The organism is Photorhabdus sp. RW14-46, assembly GCF_963887965.1.
GTDB lineage: Bacteria > Pseudomonadota > Gammaproteobacteria > Enterobacterales > Enterobacteriaceae > Photorhabdus > Photorhabdus laumondii.
In genome coordinates this window covers 120,785-141,644 of the sequence record NZ_CAWPHH010000011.1, presented here as the reverse complement: position 1 = coordinate 141,644, position 20,860 = coordinate 120,785, and the positions used below count along the sequence as shown (strand labels likewise).

Annotated in this window: 17 protein-coding genes and 1 pseudogene; 11 read left to right on the top strand and 7 right to left on the bottom strand. The window is 44.7% G+C overall.

The window, feature by feature from the left end:
* From AACQ38_RS11900 to AACQ38_RS11865, 8 genes and pseudogenes are all read left to right on the top strand, one after another.
* A pseudogene (locus AACQ38_RS11900) lies at window positions 1–302 on the top strand (hypothetical protein); the annotation flags it as partial.
* A 323-nt stretch (window positions 303–625) separates the two neighbouring features.
* Complete coding sequence (locus AACQ38_RS11895) at window positions 626–1,186, top strand: fimbrial protein (RefSeq protein ID WP_165578206.1); 561 nt, start codon at window positions 626–628, stop codon at window positions 1,184–1,186.
* Between the two features lie 101 nt (window positions 1,187–1,287).
* Window positions 1,288–2,004 carry a fimbria/pilus periplasmic chaperone gene (locus AACQ38_RS11890; protein WP_165578205.1) on the top strand — a complete coding sequence of 239 codons (717 nt, stop codon included), beginning with the start codon at window positions 1,288–1,290 and terminating at the stop codon, window positions 2,002–2,004.
* Window positions 2,004–2,576 carry a fimbrial protein gene (locus AACQ38_RS11885; RefSeq protein WP_011145162.1) on the top strand — a complete coding sequence of 191 codons (573 nt, stop codon included), beginning with the start codon at window positions 2,004–2,006 and terminating at the stop codon, window positions 2,574–2,576. Before AACQ38_RS11890 ends, AACQ38_RS11885 begins: the two co-directional genes overlap by 1 nt.
* A gap of 102 nt (window positions 2,577–2,678) precedes the next feature.
* Window positions 2,679–3,359, top strand: coding sequence for a fimbrial biogenesis chaperone (locus AACQ38_RS11880; RefSeq protein ID WP_242685573.1), 681 nt, complete (start codon window positions 2,679–2,681; stop codon window positions 3,357–3,359).
* 30 nt (window positions 3,360–3,389) lie between these two features.
* Window positions 3,390–4,232 carry a fimbria/pilus periplasmic chaperone gene (locus AACQ38_RS11875; protein WP_165578203.1) on the top strand — a complete coding sequence of 281 codons (843 nt, stop codon included), beginning with the start codon at window positions 3,390–3,392 and terminating at the stop codon, window positions 4,230–4,232.
* An 82-nt stretch (window positions 4,233–4,314) separates the two neighbouring features.
* The gene (locus tag AACQ38_RS11870) at window positions 4,315–6,957 is read left to right on the top strand and encodes a fimbria/pilus outer membrane usher protein (RefSeq protein WP_165578202.1); all 2,643 of its coding nucleotides are present in this window, start codon (window positions 4,315–4,317) and stop codon (window positions 6,955–6,957) included.
* A 92-nt stretch (window positions 6,958–7,049) separates the two neighbouring features.
* On the top strand, window positions 7,050–8,204 hold the full coding sequence (locus AACQ38_RS11865) for a hypothetical protein (protein WP_165578201.1): 1,155 nt from the start codon (window positions 7,050–7,052) through the stop codon (window positions 8,202–8,204).
* A gap of 122 nt (window positions 8,205–8,326) precedes the next feature.
* On the opposite strand, the gene AACQ38_RS11860 is transcribed toward AACQ38_RS11865, so the two are convergent.
* From AACQ38_RS11860 to AACQ38_RS11835, 6 genes are all read right to left on the bottom strand, one after another.
* Window positions 8,327–8,755: an NUDIX domain-containing protein gene (locus AACQ38_RS11860; RefSeq protein ID WP_011145167.1), complete on the bottom strand. Its 429-nt coding sequence runs from the start codon at window positions 8,753–8,755 to the stop codon at window positions 8,327–8,329.
* 16 nt (window positions 8,756–8,771) lie between these two features.
* Window positions 8,772–10,031 (bottom strand): adenylosuccinate synthase, encoded by a 1,260-nt coding sequence (locus tag AACQ38_RS11855; protein ID WP_165578200.1) that lies wholly within the window; start codon window positions 10,029–10,031, stop codon window positions 8,772–8,774.
* A 178-nt stretch (window positions 10,032–10,209) separates the two neighbouring features.
* Window positions 10,210–10,869, bottom strand: coding sequence for an HAD family hydrolase (locus AACQ38_RS11850; RefSeq protein WP_165578199.1), 660 nt, complete (start codon window positions 10,867–10,869; stop codon window positions 10,210–10,212).
* A gap of 2 nt (window positions 10,870–10,871) precedes the next feature.
* Window positions 10,872–12,074: a phosphoribosyltransferase gene (locus AACQ38_RS11845; protein WP_165578198.1), complete on the bottom strand. Its 1,203-nt coding sequence runs from the start codon at window positions 12,072–12,074 to the stop codon at window positions 10,872–10,874.
* 2 nt (window positions 12,075–12,076) lie between these two features.
* The gene (locus AACQ38_RS11840) at window positions 12,077–12,853 is read right to left on the bottom strand and encodes a HisA/HisF-related TIM barrel protein (protein WP_011145171.1); all 777 of its coding nucleotides are present in this window, start codon (window positions 12,851–12,853) and stop codon (window positions 12,077–12,079) included.
* A 910-nt stretch (window positions 12,854–13,763) separates the two neighbouring features.
* Window positions 13,764–15,104, bottom strand: a complete 1,341-nt coding sequence (locus AACQ38_RS11835; protein ID WP_011145172.1) for an MATE family efflux transporter — start codon at window positions 15,102–15,104, stop codon at window positions 13,764–13,766.
* Window positions 15,105–16,256: 1,152 nt separating this feature from the next.
* Here AACQ38_RS11835 and tnaC point away from each other — a divergent pair.
* The 3 genes from tnaC to mtr all read left to right on the top strand — a co-directional run bounded on the left by tnaC (window position 16,257) and on the right by mtr (window position 19,233).
* Window positions 16,257–16,355: a tryptophanase leader peptide gene (gene tnaC / locus AACQ38_RS24090; RefSeq protein WP_113026027.1), complete on the top strand. Its 99-nt coding sequence runs from the start codon at window positions 16,257–16,259 to the stop codon at window positions 16,353–16,355.
* Window positions 16,356–16,477: 122 nt separating this feature from the next.
* Window positions 16,478–17,878, top strand: a complete 1,401-nt coding sequence (gene tnaA / locus AACQ38_RS11830; protein ID WP_011145173.1) for a tryptophanase — start codon at window positions 16,478–16,480, stop codon at window positions 17,876–17,878.
* Between the two features lie 110 nt (window positions 17,879–17,988).
* Window positions 17,989–19,233, top strand: coding sequence for a tryptophan permease (gene mtr, locus AACQ38_RS11825; RefSeq protein ID WP_011145174.1), 1,245 nt, complete (start codon window positions 17,989–17,991; stop codon window positions 19,231–19,233).
* A 347-nt stretch (window positions 19,234–19,580) separates the two neighbouring features.
* On the opposite strand, the gene AACQ38_RS11820 is transcribed toward mtr, so the two are convergent.
* Entirely contained in the window at window positions 19,581–20,792 is a 1,212-nt protein-coding gene (locus tag AACQ38_RS11820) for a Tm-1-like ATP-binding domain-containing protein (protein WP_165578197.1), read from the bottom strand.
* Between the last annotated feature and the right edge of the window lie 68 nt (window positions 20,793–20,860).

Below are 20,860 nucleotides of genomic sequence, written 5' to 3'. Positions count from 1 at the left end.
TGCTCTACCGGATCGATGGCCCCTTCGTGCCGGGCAAACCGCATGCGCTGGCCTCGTCAATAGATCAGGTCGCCTTCGCGTTCTTCGATTTTGCCAATAAACCCTTATCACTCAGTACCGGGCACCGGGGTACAGGGGCGGAAGCGAGATATGTTAAGCTCGGGGACGACAGTTATACCGCTTCAACCCAACTGTCTGTGGTCCCGGTTCTGTTGAAAACTGACGGCGCCGGAGGGCTGGCCAGAGCCGTCGCGGTCATTTCCGTGTGGTCGGATGTTAACTTCGTCGACCCCTCTGCTTAGTTATTGCTATCGTTGCAGCGCCGATCGGCGCTGCATAAACCAGCTTTTTCGCTCCCTTGCCGCCGCGATGCATCTTGAAATCCATAGGTTATATATCGAAAGCTAATAATTGATTGTTTCAAAAAAGGAACAAACTGCCTGTCAATATTTCCCGCTCAGAAATCGATATGTTATCGACGGTTGAACCAAACTTCAGAAGTTAATCAGCAAACAAAATAACTCAAATGACAAGTAAAACGCACCGCGTTAGCGATCTGGTTGTTTAACTTGTCGTGATGTTGTTTCACGCAAAATGTGTCGAATAGATAAAAGGAATCGATGAAATGAAAAAACAAATTTTGAAGACCTGTGCAATAGCGGCACTGTGTCTGGGGGGAATGTCGCAGGCTATGGCGGAGGAAGTGAGTGCCGGCACCTTGGCGGTGAGCTCTTCAGTGACTGCGGAGACGTGTAAGTTTGCAGCAATAGAGCCTGTTAGTCTCACCGCGTTGGTATCTGATTTTACTGCGTTAGGAAGTGGCGCAATCTTAGCTAACTCGCAAAAATTCGTCACGATTAAAACAGAAAAATGCCCTCTGTGGAGTTCAGCGAAAAGCGTTAAATTAACGGTTGCCGGTACCGCAACAGCAGCATCCAATAATTACTTTCAGCTTATTAACACTACGGGTAATACGGCAATCGCCGACCATGCGGTTCTGCTGACGTTAAACGATAAGGTTGTACCACCAAATGCAGGAATTAATCTAAAAGATCCCCAATATGCCCCCGCAGTAGCCGGTGATAATGCCATCACGCTTAAGGTAGGGCTGGCTAGGATTGGTACGACGGCGGTAAAAGCCGCAGACTCCAAAGCGAGCCTGACCGTGAAAGTCGCGTATGACTAATTTAACGCTGTCAGGCGTTAGAAACACATAGTTGTGGAATTGGACAGGGAGGTCCAATTGTTACTTACGCAATACCAACCCAGATATTTTCAGGTGAGTCAGTGAAAAGATTGATGACAGCAATGATAGTGGCCGGTCTGTTAGGCTGCCCGGCCACTTCCGCGCAGGCGGAAGGAGTGGGGATCAACACTACCCGCATTATCTATCCAGCGGATAGCCGCGCGACAACCGCCTCAGTGAGCAATACCAGTAAAGAGACGGTCTATTTAATACAGGCGACAGTCAGTTCTACTTCTACGGGAGATAAAACCGCCCCATTTCTGGTGACGCCGCCTCTGTTTCGTATGGAACCAGACAGCCAGAATCAGGTGCGCATCATCAAAACGGGTCCGTCGCTGCCTGCCGACCGGGAATCGCTGTTCTGGTTTACGGCGAAGGCCATTCCGTTAAGCTCTGAATCCGATAATCGCTCTCAGAGGAATGTCTCCGGCGGAATACAGTTTGCTATAGCCAACACGATTAAGCTGATGTATCGCCCTTCAGGGCTATCGGTTTCGCCGGAGCAGGGATTTGGTTCACTGCGCTTCAAACCGACAGCCGCGGGAATCACGGTCACCAATCCATCACCTTATTACATCACTTTAACCTCCCTAAAAGTGGGTGGACAGGAGGTGATGACGCAGCAGAAAGCGAACATGGTCTCCCCGTTCTCTGACCTCTCTTTACTACTTAAAGGAGGGCGTTATCCAGCCAAAGTAAGCTGGACGGTGATTAATGACTTCGGCGGAGAATCCACCTATCAGGGGGAGATACCGTAATGCGCAAACCGTGGGTTCTTATCAGACAGACAACATTAGCTGGCCTGCTCTGTACCGTTTCCCTGCCCGGGGGAGCGAGCCCAAACACGGCAGAACTGACGTTGGCATTGACGCTGGAGCAGCCAACCTGTGAGCTCTACATGCAGACATCCCATGTGGTGTTTTCATCCGTACCACTCACCGAGGTGCGGTATAGCACGCAACATATTGCGGCGGCGGGCAGCAAACCCATTACGTTGGCATTGTCAGGTTGTGCGGGATCAGCCAGAGCAGGCCGTACCCCGGCGATTAAAATAGCCGGCACTACGCTAGAAGAGCACCCGACGTTATTTCGGGATAAAGCGTCCACGGTGGCGGGAAATGTGGGATTTGGCCTGCGCTATCAATTGCCGGGAGGCGGGTTGGGGATCTACCTGAAAAATGGCGATTATGTGAATTTGGCACCATCGGGTAACGCCGTTAAAGACCGTCAAATTACCTTCCTGATGGATATGCGGCATGAATCCGGCACGGCTGTGCCGACTCCCGGTGAACTGACTGCGCACATTCAATTTCAATTTGACTATCACTGAGTGTGATTCAGGTAACAGGTTTCAGGAGGCGTTGTGGAAACAGGTCGGGTACGCCCTGCGTGGTACCGGTTGGTGCTATTGGTGTTCTGGCTAGGGTTAGGGATGAGTGGTACAGAATCCTGTCGAGCCGCCGGTATCAGCCTAAATAAAACCCGGGTGATTTTTACCCAAGGGGAACGGGCACAAACGCTGACGGTGGTTAACACCACACCTCAGGCGTGGCTGGTGCAGGTAAGGATAATGGAAGATCAGGAGAAAACCACTCCGGCGTTTGTGGTGACACCGCCGCTGTTCAGGTTGGAAGCCAACAGTCGGAACAGCCTGCGTATTTTGCCAACCTTTAATCAGCCCCCTTTTCCGATGGATCGGGAATCGCTCGGGTATGTACAGATGAACGCTATTCCTGCGACTCAACAGATGACGGATGAGTCTGTTCGGGAACAGGCATCGATGAGCGTGGGGATGCGAATTAAGTTTTTCTGGCGACCGCGTAGCTTGCCTCTGTTGCCGGAAGCGGCGTATGGACAGTTGCGCTTTCAGTCGCAACCCGATGGCATCAAGGCGTGCAATCCCACCCCGTATTTTCTGTCGCTGGACAGTCTCACGCTGGATGGACAGGCGCTCGATCTGAACCGCTATCCCTCCATGATAGCGCCGCAGGATTGTGTGACCTATGTTGGGCAAGTGAGTCAAAGCTCGGTGAGCTGGTCGATGATTAACGATTACGGCGGGGCTTCAAACCTATTTACCGCCAAAGTGGTTACCGCCAACGTGGCGCGTTAAATTCGCCCTTGTTTTATCCAGAGGTGGAAAGTGAAGAGAGTCAGTAACGGGAATGGGCGAGCACCCGGTGGATCAATGATTTACCCTTTCTGTTTCGCCCTGCTGTTAGGTGGCCTGTTAAAGGTGCAGGCGGCGGAGAATCCGGGGTTATCGTTCTCCCCGATGCAGTTATCTTATGTGGCTAACGATAGCCCGCGCGGCGTGACCCTCAGCATGATTAATCACACGGCACAGAACTATCTGGTACAGGGATTTGTCAGCCCGATGGACCCCGATACCGGTCGCTTTGACACCCAAACCGGGCAAGTTCCCCCTTTTATCGTTCTGCCGCCGTTAAAACGGGTTGAGGCTGGCGAGCAATTTTCGTTCCGTATTCGCCAGCTTGGCGGGCAATTACCGCAGGATCGGGAATCGGCCTTTGTGGTCTCGCTGCGGGCTATCCCCGGCGTCGCTGTACCGGACATGGGAGCACCAGAGCGCCAGACCGGCAAAGATTCGCAAGTGCAGGTCGCCTTACAAATGAATATCCGACTGTTTTATCGCCCTCAAGGGGTACCTGCTCGGGATAACGCCACGGTGGCTAAACAGGTGAAATTTTCCCTTCAAGGGACGCAGTTACGGGTGGAAAACCCCACACCCTATTTTCTGACCTTTTCGGTCCTGAAAGTCGGCGGACAACAGGCAGATGACCGTACCCGTCAGGCAATGGTGCCCCCGAAAGGCATACAAAACTATTCGTTTCAAACCCATTTGTTTCAAACACATTCGTTTCAAACACATTCGTTTCAGACCCATTCGTTTACCGCTGGAAGATCGGGGCCGCTGGTTTGGCGTTTTCCCGGCGATAGTCAGGATCGCCATGTTCCGTTATGACCTGTCCTCATCTGCGGGCGATGACCGGCAAAGTGACCTCAAGATTAACCACATAGGCTTAAGTTAGAAGCAGAGATGAGCTATGACAATAAACATTTTATTTTCGTCTGTGCGGCCGACGGGTAGCCAATGTTCGCCCGGTCAGCCGGGCAGTTTCCGGCTCCGTCCTGTATATGTCTGTCTGTTATGCTCACTGACGGCGACAACCTTGCCCACCTCCGCGCGGGAATACTTTAATCCGGCGTTCCTGATGGGGTCGACGGGGGAGCAGGAGCATATCGATCTTTCGGCGTATGAAAACGCGGGCTATGTTGCACCGGGACGCTATCTGGTGGATATCTACATGAACCAAAATAAGGTGGATAATCGCGAGATTGAATTTAGATTGGTGGATGATCATCTGCAACCGGTATTAACGGTTGCACAGCTCGAAGAGTATGGGGTCAATATTCGTGGGTTACCGGCTTTCCAGGGAAAAGCGAGTGACAGCCCCATCACGGATCTGACGAAACAGATCCCACATGCCAGCACGATATTGGATTTCGCCCGTTTACGTCTGGACCTCAGTGTTCCTCAAGCAGCTATGCAGCCCCACCATTCCGGGATGGTTGACCCATCACTGTGGGATAACGGGATCTCGGCCTTTTTGATGAACTACACCGTCAATGGTTCGGAAGGTCGTTATGACGGTCAGGAAGCTGGCGGTGGATCACGCTCCCGTAACCTGTTTGCCTCTTTTCGTAATGGGGTGAATCTGGGGCCGTGGCGTCTGCGTAGTACGCAAACTTACAGTTACAATCGCCAGCGCAACGGAGGTCCCGCTGGTTTTTCCCCCTCTACGCAGATCCAATGGCAGGTGAGTAATACCTATCTGCAACGTGATGTGCAGTCACTGCGCAGTGAGTTTACGGCCGGTGAAATCTATACCGGTGGGGATATTTTTGACAGCATCCCGTTACGTGGCATGAAATTGGTTTCTGAGGAGGCTATGTTGCCTGAAAGTCAGCGCGGTTTTGCCCCGGAGATAACCGGTGTGGCGAGCTCCAATGCGCAGGTGACGGTATCCCAGAATGGTTATACCGTGTATCAAACCACGGTAGCGCCGGGGCCATTTCGTTTCACCGACCTGTACACCACCGGGGACTCTGGCGACTTGACGGTCACGGTCAAAGAGGAAGATGGCAGTTCCCGTGTCTCGACCCTCGCCTCTTCATCTGTCCCGATGATGCAGCGTCCCGGTGGCATTAAATATGAGTTGACGGCTGGTCAATATCACGGCGGCAACCTCACTGATGGCAGCCGTTCCCCGGTATTTGCGCTGGGCAGCCTGATCTATGGTTTGCCACACAATATCACTCTGTATGGCGGGGGGCTGGCCGCGGGCAATTATCAGTCAGGTGTATTCGGCTCGGGCGTGTCACTGGGGGCATTAGGCGCACTGTCTGCGGATGTGACGTTTGCCCGTGCCCAGTTGCAAGGGGTTAAGGGACAGGAAAATAGCTGGCAACAGGGTCAAGCTTATCGGGTGAAATATGCCAAGAATTTGATCAGTACCGGCACCAACATTGATCTGGCCGCCTATCGTTATTCCACTCAGCATTATTACAGTTTCAGCGATGTTAACAGCATGGGGTACAGCCTGAATGAATATCAAGTGCCGTGGGCGCTTGACCGACGTCAAAACACTTGGCAGTTGAGTCTGCATCAAACGCTGGGACGTTGGGGCAGTCTTTACGCCTCCGGGACGCGCAACGATTATTGGAATGGCCGTACCGACAACAATCTGAATTTGGGTTATAACGCGATGCTAATGGGGATCAGCTATAACCTGAGTTATAACATTTATCGCATGGAAGGGGCAGGCAACTGGTCGGAGAATCGTCAGGTGTCATTCAATATGCAGGTCCCACTTAGTCTCTTCGGATCATCGTCGGCGCTACGGGGAGTTTACAGCCGCTATACGGCCTCGCGCGACTCGCAAGGTAACCTGACTCAGCAGACCGGCATCAGTGGCATGTTATGGGATAACCGCCTGAATTATAACCTCCAGCAAGGTTGGGGGAATCGTGGCCAGCAAAACAGTCGGGCTTTGTCTCTGAGTTATCAGGGCAGTCAGGGCAACGTTAATCTGGGCTACAACGACAGTACCAATAGCCATCATTTCACTTACGGGGCTTCCGGTGCCCTCCTAATCCACCCTTACGGCATGACGCTATCACGTTCACTGGGTGATGAAGCCGTATTGGTCCGTGCACCCGGAGCGAAAGGGGTGACGGTCGGTGACGGCAACGTGCAGACCGACTGGCGTGGCTATGCCGTACTGCCGGGCGGATCGGTCTACCACAAAAACACCATCAATCTGGACCCGTCCACCCTGTCGGAAGGGGTCGATATTGACCAGACCAGCAAGAATGTTTATCCGACCAGGGGAGCAGTGACGCTGGCCAATTATCAGGTTCGCTCAGGCAGCCAGTTACTGTTGACGTTGATACATCATGGCAAACCGGTACCTTTTGGTGCCACCGCGACGCTGGAAGAGAATGCCACTCAGGCCGGCAGCGGCATTGTGGGCGATAACGGCCGAGTTTATTTGAGCGGCATGCCTCCCGCCGGTCGCGTGAAAGTCAAATGGGGAAACGGGGCAGCGCAACAATGCACTACTCGTTATCAGGTGCCGCCCGATACCCCCGGGCAACTGGTGCAGGCAGATGCCGTGTGTCTATAAGCGTTACTTCATGTGGGCACCACTAAAAGTGAGGTTATCCCGCCAGTTAAAGTCAGCGATTTGAACAGATGGGTTATTTGGAGAGAAGAAGAATGTTAAACACTGAACGTTTGTGGGGCTGTCATGTAGAGAACCCCGTTCCAACCCTCATAGGCTTGGGGATATCACTGCTCTTTTTATTGACTGCTTTGCCCCTTCAAGCGGCAGAGCGTTATCAGGACTGCGAGATTGAACTGGTACAGATGGTTCGTCATGTTACGGGTTATGCCACGGTGCCAAACAACAAAGATAAACGTGATTACTCACGTGATGAGATAGTGGGTTATACCACCAGTGGCCCCCTTGACTGGTCGACAACTTGTCGCGTCCCGGCTGGAACGCAGTTTATGGCCTACACGGTGGAATCTGGAACGAACCCATTAATCTCTTCGTCGTCACCGAGTCACGTCCGAGTGGGACGATCCGGCGACTTTATGGTTGATATCGGGCAATCTTCACTCTCTTGCCAGACGCACGGTTTATCCGGTACGTATCGCTCTGCCAGTCTGACAGGGCGGAGTGCCGGCGTTAATATTCCCTGTGTTCCCGATGCTAACGGCTTGGTTGATGTCAGTGTCCGTACCGTGACAGGCGCAATTTACCCGGACAGTGACGGCAATTTCAATGCGAAGGCAGGAGGCAGCCCCCTGTCAGTGGGCGCGATCGGCTGGATTCCCGCCGCCATATCGGGTTCTAACGGGAGGCTGAAACCCCTGTGGACCACAGTCATCCTTTCATCTGTTAAAAAGCCGTCCACCTGTGCGGTTGTCCTGACGCCCTCATCGGTGGATTGGGGAACGGTAAAAAGAGCCGGTAAACAGGCGGGAGACCCACTGGCACCGGCCAGACAGATCGGGATAAGCAGCACCTGTTCTGGTGATGACGCGGTATTCCAAAATTCACGCCTGCTCTACCGGATCGATGGACCCTTCGTGCCGGGCAAACCGCATGCGCTGGCCTCGTCAATAGATCAGGTCGCCTTCGCGTTCTTCGATTTTGCCAATAAACCCTTATCACTCAGTACCGGGCACCGAGGTGCAGGGCAGTCGGCGAGATACGTAAAGCTGGGGGGCGATAGTTATACCGCTTCAACGCAACTGTCTGTGGTACCGATTCTGTTGAAGACTGACGGTGCCGGCGGGCAAGCCAAGGCCGTCGCGGTTATTTCCGTGTGGTCGGATATTAACTTCGTTGAGCCATCTGCTTAGGCTGGGGAATTTATCGAAATGGTTTGGTGACGATGTTGTTTTCTATTTCACAGAAGCACCTATTTCAAGCGCAGGTGTTTCTGTGTTTATTAGAACGTCAAAACGTTAATTAGATACCGTATCTAACCCCGCATTTCTGTTATTTCTATTTCTTTATCGAAGCGTAAATGCTCATCGGCCGCCATAGGGATCAACCAACGTAAATTATAGATCACATTATCGGGTAATGAATTTGCTTCATAGATATTAACGATCTCTTTTTCAATAGAATTGACAGAATAGACACGATCATCATACATATAGAGAAAATTTACCTGATAAACATCAGGACGAGTTAATACGGTAAATAGTCGCCACTCTTCAGGACGTGTTTCAATGCCAGCTTCTTCAGCAAACTCCCTTGCCATTGCCTGTTGGGGGCTTTCTCCCGCTTCTATTTTTCCACCAATCCCATTGAGTTTCCCTTTTTGCCAACTGGGTTGTAATTTTGAAATTAGCGAGACATGTTTTTTATCTTTAGAAAACATAAATCCTGTTACATAGTTAATCATTATTTTCTCCACGCTTTTATTTCACTACTAATGTCTGATTCCTGTCTGGTCCATATGAAATATATTTAATTGGGACACCAGCATAGTCTTGAATAAAAGATAAGAAGTCAATCAGTTCAATAGGTAGCTCCGTTAAATCTGTATAGGATGAGTTAAGTGCGTTCCAGGATTTAAATGTCTTATAGATAGGTTTGGCTCTATCGAGCTGCAATAATGCATCATCACAACAGACGAGTTTATCATCAATTTCATAGGCGATAGCGACTTTTATTTCATCTAAATCAGCAAGAACATCAACATTCGTTATCGCGAGTTCTGTTACACCATTGAGTTTCACCGCGTGTTTAATCAGGGATAAGTCCAGCCAGCCACAACGCCTTGGCCTTTTTGAAACGGTGCCATATTCGTTCCCACGCTCTCGAATATAATCAGCCTGTTCTGTCAATAATTCGGTGGGGAATGGCCCGTTGCCGACACGAATCATATAGGATTTCATCACACCGACAATATGCATTTTCTGTGCCGGTATACCTATCATGGCAAAGCAGGTTTGCACTAATGTCTGATATGCCACGGTATAAGGATAAGTACCAAAGCTATTATCCAAGAAGGTAGCTTGTGATGTCTCAAGTAAAACATCTTCTCCCGAATTAAGTAAGTCACCAATAATTTCATTAGTGAATGTGAAATAGGGTTCTATCCTCTTGCCATATTGATGTGTTGTTTCTAACATCTCTTCAAAATCTAATGAAGCTTGTGCATTAAAAACATGGTTAATCTGCTTTTCCCTAATACTCCAAAGAAATTCTAATTTACTCCTTAATTTCTCTTTATCAAGTGTATCAATAAGCCGAATGCCATGACGGTTGGTTTTGTCTTCAACACAGGCCCCGACACCGACACCCACTGAGCCGATCTTCTGCTTACCTTTATATTTTTCTGACGCTCGATTTAACTCGGAGTGTAATGGTAAGACAATATGGCATCGCGGATCGATAAATATATGAGAATCAATGTTTTCTTTTTGTATAAAGTCGATCTCTTTAACCAGAATGGGAAGACTGATTAAAGCACCTTGGCAGATATATAAGTTCTTTTTGTTGAGTGAGGCCGGTAATTGAGAAAATGAGCCTCTTAGATTACCATGTTGCACACAATGGCCTGCATTAGCGCCGCCATTAAATCGAGCAATGTTATTGATGTTGCCAGATAAATAGTCAACAAATTTTCCCTTACCTTCATCTCCAAATTGGAGTCCAACTACAGCCGTTAACATGAATCTGTTCCTTAATTATTTATTGATTTACTCTAAATAATAGTTAAATAATCCAGTTTGGATAATCTTTTTAAGATGAATAATCTGCTCTTTTAAAACTAATATGCTAACTATCTATTCATATATCGTTATAAATTATCCCTTTTCTTATCCGATTATTTTGAATAATCCTTTATGATTATTTCTGGATTAGAGAGTCAGCTATTAATAACGCTTCACTTAATGTATCAACAATGGGAACACCGGCAGTTTCAAGACTGACACGACTGTGGGTTCCTCCGGTATAAAGAATGGCATGAGTTCCTGCCGCTAATGCGGCAATTGCGTCATCAGTAGCGTCTCCAATAACCACACTTTGCTCAGGAGCAACATTGAGTTTTTTGAGATGGTTAGCTAACTGCTCTGATTTGCCGGTGGTCAATAATGGCGTATTTCTACCATCTATTTGGGTAAAGAATTTGCCAATACCATGATTATCAAGCATAGGGACTAATTCATTATGCTCCATCAGTGAACATAATGATTGGGTTGCACCTGTTTCATAGCGGGAAGCGAGGAGCTGGCTCACACCTTCCGTTAAACTGGCTTTCTGAATACCCGGTCGATAGTGAAAATTAAATATTTTTCCGATCACTGACCATTCAGAAGATGAGGGTTCACGGCCAATCACTTGTTTATAGAAAGTTTGTACTGGAACACAATAATATTCGCGATATTGTTCCAGCGTTAGAGGGTTAATACCCATTTCTGCCAATGCGAAATTGGTTGCACTCAATGAAACATTGACATCATTAAGTAATGTGCCATTCCAATCCCAAATAATATGTGCTGTTGTCATAATCAATTAACTCCTTTTCCAAACGAGTTTTTGCGAGCTGAACATTCAGGACATTGATGTGCCAGGGCCTTAAATGCATCGATTGGTTGTTCATAATTCAGCGGTGTTTGTGCTTTTAGATTTAATAAAAAACGCAATAATTTGGCTGCCCATGTTGAGTTTGTCAGGGTGTCATGAAGGACAGACAATAAACTGTATGAATAGGCAACCCAATCCGCCGTAGTTGTATGAACATATTTATCATCAGCGAAAGGCTGATCAATTAAACGATTCAGGACCTGATGATGCCTGAAACACCAAGGCGTCAAGACATCTAGAGTTTCAGGGTTGAATACACGATCAGCATGCCCATAAACGCGAGTACGTAATAATTTTTCCCAATGTAGTTCGACGGCACGGGCCTTTGGACGTTGTCCGGTTTGGGCCATGACCAGATTGGTTGCCTGACGTAAGGTGTCGCCTGTTCCGCAATTATCATCAATAATTGTCACGGTTCTCCCTGATGGAATTTTGCGCCCCCAGAGATGGCTGCTTTTGTGAGACGTATCATCGTAACGTGAAACTTTCACTAAATTGAGCTCACTATCCCATGCTGCGGCTGTGACTGCCGCTGCCGCTGATCCTCCTAACATGATGCCAACAACAGAGGAGTTGGGGCATTTGTCAATTTGGGCTGCGGCCAAAGTTAACAGATGATTATCCCCTTCAATAAATGGTCTGGGCATTTTGTGTTCCGTAGCCAACGGCAATTTCAAGTTATGGATCGGCGAGGGTGAAAAAGTAAATGGTGTGCCCATCAGCGTTGAGCTGACGACTTTTGCACACTCTTTGATCCCATCGATAAATGACACAATATCTTCGTTAACCGTCTGCGGAGAACTTAATAAGCTATCAACAATTCTGAGCAATTTTGCCAAGCTATGATCGGCCAATATGTATTTTGATGGGGCAGTACACAGCTTATCGCTACACTCAAGTTGAGCGATGTATTCTGTGTAATATTTCGCCGTCATCAGTAATTCGTGACAAGATTTTTGTTCGTAATAGGCCGCACCGCGGGATCCGACGAATGCTGGCTTCTCCGTGAGTAAACCAGGCAGCGCCATCACTTCTTTAGTTAAATAGTCTGTTTCAGGTACGCCGCGCAATTCGCCCAGTAAACCAATAGAGCGAAGATCCAATGTAGGAGATAAAGATTCAGACATATTCAACGTCTCGGTGATTGTGTTGCAGCAAGGGCATCTTCGAGAGGAACCTTACCAATATGTAGCGCTTGACCAAGAATGGCACCCTCGACACCGATAGTGGACAAATCGGCTAAAGCGCGGAGATCATCCAGGCTCGATACGCCGCCGCCGGCAATCACGGGTGATGACGTTTTCGCACAGACTTCCTGTAATAGCGTGAAGTTTGGCGAACTCATCATGCCTCCCCGTTCAACATCGGTGACGACATAGCGTTGACAACCCTGTTTGTCTAGGCGCTCAAGGAGATCCCAGAGATTGCCTTTGCTGACATTCCATCCATGCGTTGCCAATTGGTAACCTTCCGATGTGCTTTTTACATCCAGAGCAATGGCGATCTTATCGCCATATTCTGCAATGGCTTGGGCACACCAATCTGGATTTTCTAATGCTGCGGTCCCCAAATTAACTCGCTGGCATCCAGTGGCTAATACTTTGCGCAAGATGGTTTCATCTCTGATTCCGCCACAGACTTGTACGTTAATATCGACCGCAGCCAAGACATCAGCAATAAGATGGCTGTTTGAGCCACGTCCTGACGCAGCATCAAGATCAACAACATGAATCCATTTTGCCCCGGCATTTTGCCAGGCTAGTGCTACTTCTGCCGGGGTACCTAAAGGTCTCCGTAATGTTGAGCTTTCACCTCGGGTTAATCGAATTGCGGAATTCGATGTCATTGCTATTCCGTCAACAATATCTACCGAGGGAAATATCTCGAATGTTTCCTTACTTATCATTAAATGCATCCTAATTAATTATACCCGTCGTCTTTCAAGTTGCCTCTTTGTTGGCTGCACTCACTCACCCCGGTCACATAGTTAGCTATGTGACCGGGGATTCGCGCCCTTGCCGTCGCGACGCATCTTGAAATCTATAAGGTATATAAATAAATTAATAACGTTTTGTGATTAATGAAATTACAAGTTGTAATGCAATAAATATGCCCAGGAATATGAGGGTTAATTTAATGAGCTTAATAACCGTTCATCGACTCATAATAGAGGAAAGGAAAAATTTCTCAATAAGGTTATTAGCTAAATATAACAATTTGGATAACTTTGTTCAGCTAATTAATCTTATATTTACTTAAGAGGGGTTAATTTAGGGGAAGGTAAATAGAGATTCGGATTAAATATATAGGAAATGAATTCTGCTAATGTTTATAGGGGGAGTTTCGTGTTGTTTATCTAATATTTTAATTATTGAAAATAATATAAATCTGTTTTTTTAGGTAATGATTTCAATATATTCTAATTTATCTAAAATAAATTATATTAATAATTGAATTTATTAAAGTGGTTAATTCTAATTATAAGGGAAATATAATTACCGAGAATTTAAAATAGTAACCGATGATTAATATGCAATTACATTCTATTCATTTCGTGGAATTATTTTCTATTTTATATATTGTATATAAACATGTTGCATAGGTGATTTTTATAAAATAGTTTATTGTTGATAACAATCATTTATAATATAATTTCATTTGTGATTCTATATGGTTGTATATACCCAATGGATTTCAAGATGGATCGCAGCGGCAAGGGCGCGAATCCCCGGGAGCATAGATAACTATGTGACCGGGGTGAGCGAATGTAGCTAACAAAGAGGCAATTTGAAAGATAACGGGGATATTTTAATCATTCAAATATCGAGTCGCTTAGTTTGCCATTTTTTAGATTTCCAACGCCAGATGTTAGTGAGCCCACGCAGCCATTCATCACAGAAGAAACCGATCCAGATACCTAAAATGCCCATTTCCATTTTGATCCCCAAAAAATATCCCACTGGAATAGCAATACACCACATAAAGAATATGGCCGCATATAGTGGAAAACGCGCATCACCGGAAGCGCGTAATGCGTTCACCATAATGATATTCGCGGTACGGATTGGTTCCATAAAAACGGACAGCAAGAATAGCGGCAACAACAGTTTGATAATAGCTTCATCTTGCGTCAGAAAATGCAGAATCGGCATTCTCAACAGCCAGAAAGCAGTGACCACGCCAATAGTGACGATACAGCCGATTTTCAGACTATTAATGCCACGAATATAAGCATCTTCAAACCGCTTAGCGCCGACCAGATGACCAACCATAATTTCATTACCAATGCTGGTGGCAATGCCAAATAACATCACAAACAGTGATAGCTGGAAATAGAGTGTTTGTGCTGCCAGTGAAATTTCACCCATCAGTCCAATGAATGCTATGGCCGCCATATATTGCAGTATCCACACGACGTTTTCACCCGCAGCGGGTAAACCGATATATAAGATTTTGCCCAACATACCCTGTGACCAGCGTAGGAAACCCGCCAGCGTAAATTTGATCCGCAGGCCATAACTGAGCAGACAGAATAATAGGATCACGGCAACAATCCGGCCAAAGACTGTAGACCAGGCGACGCCTTCCAGACCATATTTAGGTAATCCGAAGAAACCATACAGGACGATCATATTACCTATCACTGTCAGCAAGTTAGCAATCAAAGTAACATACATTGCCGGTTTTGATTTCCCATAAACCCGCAAACAAGCAGCCAAAATAATCGAAATAGCTTCGGGGATAAGACAGATACCCAGAATGTGTAGATAGTTAAAACCATCTTCCATCAGATGTTCCGGCATATTCATGATAGACAAGATCTTATAGCCGAAGAAGATAGTAATCAGCGCACAGCTAAACCCAAGCAAGAAGTTGAATGCAATAGAAATATGGATCGCCTGGCTGGCTTTATCCCGTTTGCCTGCACCAATATATTGAGCAATAACGACACTGCAACCAACACTGATAAAGTTGAAGATAGTGATAAACAGATCAAATACCTGATTACCTACAGCCATAGCAGCCAGATAAGAAGTAGAAACATGGCTCACCATATAAGTATTAATTAATAAAGTGGCCAGATGGAGAAGAATATCAATAAAAATCGGCCAGCTTAACGAAAAGAGCGAGCGCTCAGTAACATCAGTTTGATGCATTTGAAAAACCTACTTATTGAAAAAGGTAAATGAATTATTTCTTGAGATGCCGCATACTCAGAAAATATTCAGATATTGTACATGGTTTATTTATCCGTTAATAGAGATGAGGTATATACTCGTCATCTTTCAAGTTGCCTCTTTGTTGGCTGCACTCTCTCACCCCAGTCACATAGTTCGCTATGCTCCCGGGGATTCGCTCCCTTGCCGCCGCGATGCATCTTGAAATCCATGGGTATAATGAATCATTAGGTAATTTTATTTAAATTTTATTTATGATTTTATATTGCTGAATAATTTTGTTGGATTATGGGATTTTCCAAATCTGATCATTCAGCTTTTTATGATAACTTAAACGATTTATCAACGGAGTGATAAAAAAATTTTTGTGGTTAAATTTTGCTCTATAATTAATTTAAAGGAGTCGAATATAAGGAAATGAAAATATACCATTCAGCGAGGTGATATGATGATAAATAGACTACAACACCAGTTACTTTTGGCCCTTTTAACGTTGACTTTCTTTTCTGCTTTTTCTACATCTACCCATGCTTGTATATTGTACCCGCACTTTCCTATATGTGCGGTAAAATGCGTTATCTTTTCATCTCATACTGCAACATGTATTATCGGTTCTCAAGCACCTAATCATTTAGCTTCTAATTATCCAATGTCTATTGGAACTGAAAAAAATAGCTAACCGAAAATGGAATTCTATTGATATTCAGTTAGCATAATTATTGTGTAATATTATTGTGTGATATTATCGCGTTATGCGGAATTCTGCCTCTTTTTTTCCTATTTTCCGCCCTTTAATAAAGGGCGGTTTTTTATAAAGCTATTTTTTATTCCTGTAAAAATCGGGTAAATAATTCTATTAATTTTTATGTTATTTAATTTGTTCTTTTAATCCCTTATGGGGTGGTTTTCTGTGTTAGTAATTTATTTAATTGATATGGTTAATTGTATTGTTATATTTATTAAAATCAATTTATTATCTGTTTTTCTTGTTGATTTATCTGATTAATTAAATTGAATCTATATATAAAATTATATTTCTGATGTTTTCTATTTTTGTGGAATTGGTCACGGATAATTTAAATATTATCTATATCTTAATGGCTGATTTTAATCAGGGAATAAGTTAATTTTATGATTTCTATATTTTTACGTTATTATTTTATCTGTTCTTGTAATATGCAGGCATGGTTTAATGTCGATCACCGTATTTCTCATTTTTTCCCTAATTAACTGTTCTGGTTATATTTAAAATTAAATCTTGTAATCACTACATTTATTTTGGCGTATTTCTGTCGGTTTTTGGAAATTTGTCTGAATTATGTAGTATAGCCAATTATTGGATAAAAATATATATGAAACGTATTCCAGAACCTTTCCGTATTAAAATGGTAGAAAATATTCGCATGACTACTCGTGCCGAACGTGAAAAAGCATTAGAAGAAGCCGGATATAATCCATTCTTATTACCCAGTGACGCGGTTTATATTGATTTGCTGACAGATTCTGGCACTGGAGCAATGAGTGATCGCCAGTGGGCGGGGATAATGATGGGGGATGAAGCTTATGCAGGTTCCCGTAACTATTATCATCTATGTGATAAAGTCAATGAATTAATTGGCTACCAATATACTATTCCAACCCATCAAGGGCGTGGAGCAGAACAGATTTTATTTCCGACATTAATTGCTCGTAAAAAAGCGCAAGGTGGTGCAACGCATCCGGTCTTTATTTCTAATTTCCATTTTGATACGACAGCGGCTCATGTTGAATTAAATGGCGCGAAAGCGATTAATGTTGTTACGTCAAAAGCCTTTGATACAACCACCTATTATGATTGGAAAGGCGATTTTGATATTGATGAATTGGAAAAAACGATAGCAGAACATGGCGCTGATAATGTTGTCGCGATTATCACAACGGTTACCTGTAATAGTTCCGGTGGTCAGCCTATCTCTCTCGCTAATATGAAAGCCGTGTATGAGATTGCAAAGCAACATGATATTCCTGTGGTGATTGATTCAGCCCGTTTCTGTGAAAATGCTTGGTTTATTAAGCAAAGAGAAAAGGGTTATGAAAATAAATCCGTTAAGCAGATCGTCAAGGAGATGTATCAATATGGTGATATGTTAACCATGTCAGCTAAAAAAGATCCCTTGGTCAATATTGGTGGTCTTTGTTGTTTCCGTGATGATGAAGATCTCTTTAATGAAGTGCGTACCCGCTGTGTGCCAATGGAAGGGTTTGTGACTTATGGCGGTCTTGCCGGGCGCGATATGGAAGCATTGGCAATTGGTCTTGAAGAGGGGATGAATGAGGGTTATCTGGCATATCGTATTAATCAGGTGGCTTATTTAGGTAATAGATTAAGAGATGCAGGTATTCCTATTCAATATCCAACCGGTGGTCATGCTGTATTTGTTGATGCTAAATTATTATTACCGCATATTCCAGGGGAACAATTCCCCGCTCATGCATTGAATAATGAATTATATCTGGAGGCGGGAATAAGAAGTGTGGAAATTGGTTCTTTGTTATTAGGTCGTGATCCAAAAACCGGAAAACAGAAACCATCACCAATGGAACTTTTGCGATTAACTATTCCTCGTCGCGTTTATACTAATGATCATATGGATTATGTTGTAGAAGCCTTTATTTCCTTGAAGGAGAGAATTCCTCAGATTAAAGGATTAACGTTTACTTATGAACCGTCCGTATTACGTCATTTCGTTGCAAGATTAAAACCAATTAAATAATAAAGATCGGGATGCTCCCTTGTTTAAGAGCATCCCCAATTTTACTGCTTACTATATATACCCTATAGATTTCAAGATAACGGGTATAAAGCCACGCTAGGGTAACGCATATGGCTACTTTGCCGATAAAAAAATCGTCTCCATCTTTATTTGGCGGTGCCATGATCATTGGTGGAACGGTTATTGGTGCGGGCATGTTTTCTTTACCAGTTGTCATGTCAGGGGCATGGTTTTACTGGTCAATTGCCACTTTGATTTTTACCTGGTTTTGCATGTTGCATTCAGGATTAATGATATTGGAAGCCAATCTTAATTATCGAATTGGCTCAAGTTTCAGTACTATAACAAAAGATCTGTTGGGCAATGGTTGGAATATCATTAATGGTATTACCCTTGCTTTTGTTTTATATATACTGACTTACGCTTATATTTCCGCGAGCGGATCGATTATTCAACATGCTATGCGAGAAGTATCGATAGATTTTTCACCTGGGTTTGCTGGTTTTTTATTTGCTCTTGTTGTTGCATTTATTGTCTGGTTAAGTACTAAAACGGTTAGCCGGATGACGTCGATTATTCTTGGTGCTAAGATATTAACTTTCTTTATGACGTTCGGCGGTTTGGTTTATAACGTTAAACCAGCGGTATTGTTTAATACAACTGAAGTTAATCCAACTTACTGGCCTTATGTATTAATGACTTTACCTTTCTGTCTGGCTTCCTTTGGATATCATGGTAATGTTCCTAGCCTGATGAAATATTATGGAAAAGAACCAGAGAAAATAAAGAGATGCTTGTTTATTGGGACATCAATGGCCTTGGTGCTTTATTTGATCTGGTTGATTGGAACAATGGGAAATATTTCCCGGCCTGATTTTGTCGAAATCATCGCAAAGGGGGGCAATATTGATGTTTTGGTTCAATCATTAAGTGGAGGATTGAACAGTTCTGCTCTGGGTTTATTATTGACTCTCTTTTCTAACTTTGCGGTTGCCAGCTCATTCCTTGGTGTCACGCTTGGGTTGTTCGATTACCTGGCTGATCTGCTTAAATTTGATGACACCAAGCTGGGGCGCTTTAAAACGGCATTAGTGACGTTTCTTCCGCCAATGGTTGGTGGAATGATTTATCCGAATGGTTTTATTCATGCGATAGGTTTTGCTGGCCTTGCTGCAACAGTTTGGGCGGCTATTGTTCCCGCATTACTTGCCAGAGCATCCCGTAAACGATTTGGTAGCCCTATGTATCGAGTTTGGGGAGGTAATGTGATGATCGGCTTGATTTTGCTATTTGGCGTACTAAATGCTGCGGCCCATATCTTGTCAAATTTTAACCTGCTGCCCGTTTATTCATAAAAAAACTCCTGCGGTGGGGGCCGCAGGAGCCTGGTGTTGACGGAAATAAGCTCCGAAAGGGAGAGAACAAAGCCGGTATTTTTATGTGTTAATTTAGTTTGTTAACTCCTAACATCTTATAGCAAGGTTATTAACAGGAAGTTCTTATGGCTTCCCTTTAGAACACGAATAGTTAACTGCTTTAATTTCTTTTAGTGCAACGTCCTGACAGACATGTCGTAAATTCATCTCTGATAGAACAATAGCATTAGAATGCCCTCTTTTGGCAACTTTTTGCCTAGTCATTAATTAGTTGTATATAATCTTTCAGTGTCAGTGTTGTTTTTGCAACGGTATTACCGCCGGCGCTAAGCCATCATTTGCCGGTATTCTTTAATCACTTGTTGGCAAAAATCAGGTGAATTTATATGATGAGGGATTTTAATCAGTTGTCTGTTTTCCGTTTCTATCAATGTTGCTTCAAAAGCATTGATAAATGATTGATTAGCATCAGGATTCCAGAATGGCCCATCTTTAATATCCAGAGCAGAAAAACCACCTTCTGGAATAATAAATTTTACTTTTCCTTCGCATTGATTGAGTTTTTCAGCGATCCAAATTCCCATTTGGCGGTTTTCTTCGGGTATAGTGCGCATTAATGTTACTTGCGAATTGTGGCGGTAAAATTGTCGGTATTTGTAGCGTTCCGGGATAGAATTTAGATGACCGAAATTCACCATATCCAACGCTCCGCAAGAGCCAATATAAGGTATTTGCGTGCGGGCTATTGCCCCCAGACGGTCAGCATCACAGGCAAGAACACCACCAAACAGATAGTCGCAGACTTCAGTGGTTGTGATATCCAGTAGACTGTAAAGCAAACGGCTTTCGGCGAGTTTTTCCATTGTCTTACCGCCGCTGCCGGTTGCGTGGAAAACCAGACAATCATACTGTTGTTCCAACTCTCTGGTTAATAATTGTATACAAGGTGTTGTCACGCCAAACATTGTCAGGCCGATAGCCGGTTTATCTTCAATAGTGTTCTCTTCGTGAAAATAGACTGCCCCTGCAATTTGGTTGGCCGCATTTTTTAATACCTGGCGAGAGATACGGTTAAGACCAGAGACATCCGTGACTGAATACAACATAGAGATGTCGCTAACACCTACATAGCCAGAAACATCGCCGGAAGCCATAGTAGAAACCATAAGTTTTGGTATACCTACCGGTAAAGATTGCATTGCCGGTGTAATCAGTGCTGTACCGCAGGAACCTCCCAGACCTAGAATGGCTAAAACATCAGGTTGTTTTGATAAAAAGAGATTGAAGGCGACTGACATTGCGGAAATGGCTTGCCCCTGATCACCACAGAAAACAGCTTCTTTGCCTTGCGGGTGATGCTCTGCTACTGTTTGGGCGGTAATATCCGCACCTCTTTGCGGCGAGTCAGATTGAGTAGTCAAATCCACAGTTCGAACGGCAAGGCCCGCTTTTTTGATCAGATCCCTGACGTAGAAAATTTCTGTGCGCTTGGTATCAAAAATAGTAGCGATATAAACATAGCCTTGGCTTTTTTTCATTATAATTATGAATACTTCCCTGGTGCTGACTACTCATTCATGGACAGATTATAGTCAAGATGAGACTC